Annotated in this window: 3 protein-coding genes; all 3 read left to right on the top strand. The window is 30.3% G+C overall.

Annotated features, from left to right (window positions below):
* Positions 1 to 39: 39 nt before the first annotated feature.
* From DMB91_RS08640 to DMB91_RS08630, 3 genes are read left to right on the top strand one after another with little or no spacing between them, the layout of a single operon-like run.
* Positions 40 to 1077, top strand: coding sequence for a hypothetical protein (locus DMB91_RS08640; RefSeq protein WP_034906966.1), 1038 nt, complete (start codon positions 40 to 42; stop codon positions 1075 to 1077).
* A gap of 9 nt (positions 1078 to 1086) precedes the next feature.
* The gene (locus DMB91_RS08635; RefSeq protein ID WP_034906964.1) at positions 1087 to 2031 is read left to right on the top strand and encodes a pyruvate kinase; all 945 of its coding nucleotides are present in this window, start codon (positions 1087 to 1089) and stop codon (positions 2029 to 2031) included.
* A 25-nt stretch (positions 2032 to 2056) separates the two neighbouring features.
* Positions 2057 to 3295 (top strand): cation:proton antiporter, encoded by a 1239-nt coding sequence (locus tag DMB91_RS08630; RefSeq protein ID WP_034906962.1) that lies wholly within the window; start codon positions 2057 to 2059, stop codon positions 3293 to 3295.
* The last annotated feature ends 78 nt before the right edge of the window (positions 3296 to 3373 follow it).

Genomic DNA, 3373 nt, shown 5'->3' with positions numbered 1-3373 from the left:
TTGAAAACAAAAGAGCTGCCAAAGAAAGAGTAGGCACAAATGATACATCTAAGTGATGATGAATATCTAGACCTTTTATGTTTAAAAAATGGGCTTTATGATCCTCTTGATCGCTTTATGTGTGAAGATGAGTTTAAGAATGTTTTAATGGATTTTAGACTTTTGAATAAGAGCGTTTTTACTATGCCTATTTTCTTAAAAGCGGATTCAAATTTTAAATTGGGGCAGATCAAAAGCCTTATTTATAAAGGGAAAAAAATCGCTTCGATTAAAATTACCTCTGTATATAAAATCACAAAAGAACAAATTTGTGAATTGTATGTTTGTAAAAACGAAACTCATCCGGGTATTAAAAAAGAGTTTGAAAAAGGTTTTTGGCGATGTGGAGGTGAACTTGTATCTTTTGAGCAAATTTTGTTAGAAAATTTTCTTTATAAAAATTGTATTAAAGAAGAGTTTCAAAAGCTTGATAAAGACATTCAAACAATTTGTGGTTTTCAAACAAGAAACGCTATACACAAGGCTCACGAACATTTGCAACGAACGGCTTTAGAGTTTTGTGATGCTTTATTTATCAATCCTTTAACAGGTTATAAAAAAAGCGGTGATTTTACTAACGAAGCTGTTTTTAAAGCCTATGAAACAATGCTTTTAAAATTTTATCCTAAAAAACGAGTGCTTTTAAAACCCTTGCAAACTGCTATGCGTTATGCTGGTCCTAAAGAGGCGATCTTTCATGCTATCATAAGAAGAAATTTAGGTTGTACTCATTTTATCATAGGAAGAGATCATGCTGGAGTAGGTGATTTTTACGAAAAATACGCCGCACAAGACTTTGCAAAGCATTTTAAAGATGATCTTGGCATACACATACTTGCCTTAAAGGAGCCATATTATTGTAAAGTTTGTGAGCAGATTACAAGTGAAAAGTCTTGTTCACATACCGAGAAAGATAAAATCTATATTAGTGCTACAAATATACGAAAAAGTCTTTTAAGTAAAGAAATTCCAAGCGAAAAGATCATACGAAAAGAAATTTCTTCTGAGCTTTTAAAGCTTGAAAATATCTTTATATAAGGAAAAACTATGAAATTTATACTCACAACAGGTCCTAGTCTTGGTGGTAAAATCCCAATTCATCAGATTCATCAAGAAAGCTTTATCTACCGTATTAACGGAGCTCATGGAGATATACAAAGTATAAAATTTCAAGTCAAAGTCTTAAAAGCTCAAGAAAGTAAAGCTAAAATTTTACTTGATCTACCCGGCAATAAGGTCAGAACATCAAATTTAACACAAGGCATTAAACTTGAAAAAGGTAAGGAATTTCACATAAAAAGTGAGAATTTTAATTACACTAATTTTTACAAACACCTTAAAAAAGGTATGCAAATTCATGCCAACGATAGTGTATTTTTGTTTGAGGTGCTTGATTCAAACAAGGAGCAAATTACTTTTTTAAGTCATTCTAGCGGAGAGCTTTTAAATAACAAGGGTATGCATACAAGAGGACTTGATGATCTTCCTTTTTTGTTTGAAAAAGATAAAGAGCTTATTGCTTTGGCTAATGAGTTAAAGCTTGATTTTGTAGGTGCTTCTTTTGTAAGAAGTGCTGATAATGTCAAAGAACTTACAAATTTAACAAAAGCTCAAATTATTTGTAAAGTTGAAACTATAAAAGCTGTAGAAAACTTAAGTGAAATTTTACCTTTAATTGAATATTTGCTGATTGATAGAGGGGATTTAAGCACAGAAGTGGGGATAGAAAATGTGCCTAAATTTCAAAGACATATTATAGAGCTTGCGAATTTTCATCATAAAAAAGTTTTTCTTGCCACTCAAATTTTAAAAAATATGCAAGTTAATCCTGTGCCAACCATAGCTGAGATTGATGATTTATACACCATCTTTAAAAGTGGTGTGTATGGAGTGCAATTAAGCGAAGAAAGTGCTGTGGGAGAGTATGTGAAAGAATGTATAGAGATTCTTGATCTCATGCAACAAAGCATAAAAAATGAAAAAATTATTTAAATTTAATTAAAAAAAAGGAGAGAAAATGAAACTTGAAGTTTTAAGTGCAAGTGAGCTTAATAGCACTATATTAGCTCTTTTTATCTTACTTTTTAGTGCCTTTGTTTGTGGAAGATTATTTGAAGCTATAAAAGCACCAAAGGTTATAGGCGAAATATTTGGTGGCTTTATTCTAGGAGCAAGCGGGCTTTATTATTTTATGCCAGAACTAGCCTTAGGCTTGTTTAAAAGCTATGAGCAAGAAGGCAAGGTTTTAAATATCTTTTATCATTTAGGGCTTATATTTTTAATGTTCGTTGCTGGCTTTAACACTCGTTTAAACTATGAAAAAGCGAATTTAAAGATCATTTCTTATTTGTTTGTAGGAGCTACTTTTTTGCCTATATTAGCGGGTTATTTTTTTATAGACTTTTTTAAAGAAGCATATTTGGGTGCAGCAAATGATGAATTTTCGTTTGCTCTTGTATTCTTAATTGCCATTGCAGTAACTTCTATACCAGTAATTTCAAAGATATTTTTTGATTTAGGGCTTATTAAAACGCGTTTTGCAAGCATTGTTTTAAGCACCTCTACGATACAAGATTTGTTTTTGTGGATTGTGCTAAATGTAGCTATAAATTCAGCACTTAACAAAGAATTTAGCTTTTTGAGCAATGTTATAACTGTGTTTTTGACTATATTCTTGTTTTTTGGTATCCAATTTATCGTAAAATTTTTATCTCAATTTAAGTTTAAAATTAGACACGATGATTTTATAATCCTTAGCATTAGTGCTTTATTTTTAGTAATCTTTCTTTTAAGTCTAGCACACATTAATCCTATGTATAGTGCTTTTTTGATGGGCTTTTTGGTGAAAAATTTATCTACTTCGTTTAATATAAAAAGTGTAAGTGATTTTTCTTTTTCTTTCTTTATACCGGTGTATTTTGCTCTCATTGGTATTCAGCTTAATATCGTCAATGACTTTTCTTTCACATATTTTTTACTCTTTTGCTTACTTGCTTGTGTATTTGAATTTGTAGGTTGTTATATTATGCTTTTGAGTTTAAAGATGTCAAATTTAGCACGTCTTAGTTTTTCTGTAAGTATGAATGCAAGGGGCGGTCCGGGCATAGTTTTAGCAAGTGTAGCATATTATTATAAGATCATCAATGTTAATTTTTTTACAAGTCTCATTTTAACCACACTTTTATCTTCAATGATAGCAGGCTATTTCTTACGTTTTGTTAAGGCAAAAAATATCAAATGTTTTGAAGAATTGTAATTTTATCTTGACCCTTTTTGTGGTCAAGATAATTATTCTTAACTTTGATCTTTTTCAATTTTTATTTTAACTTAGCAT

The sequence above is a fragment of the Campylobacter sp. MIT 97-5078 genome, from assembly GCF_006864455.1.
Taxonomy (GTDB): Bacteria; Campylobacterota; Campylobacteria; order Campylobacterales; family Campylobacteraceae; genus Campylobacter_D.
The sequence above is the reverse complement of the archived record's forward strand: the minus strand, read 5'-3'. Positions and strand labels throughout refer to the sequence as shown.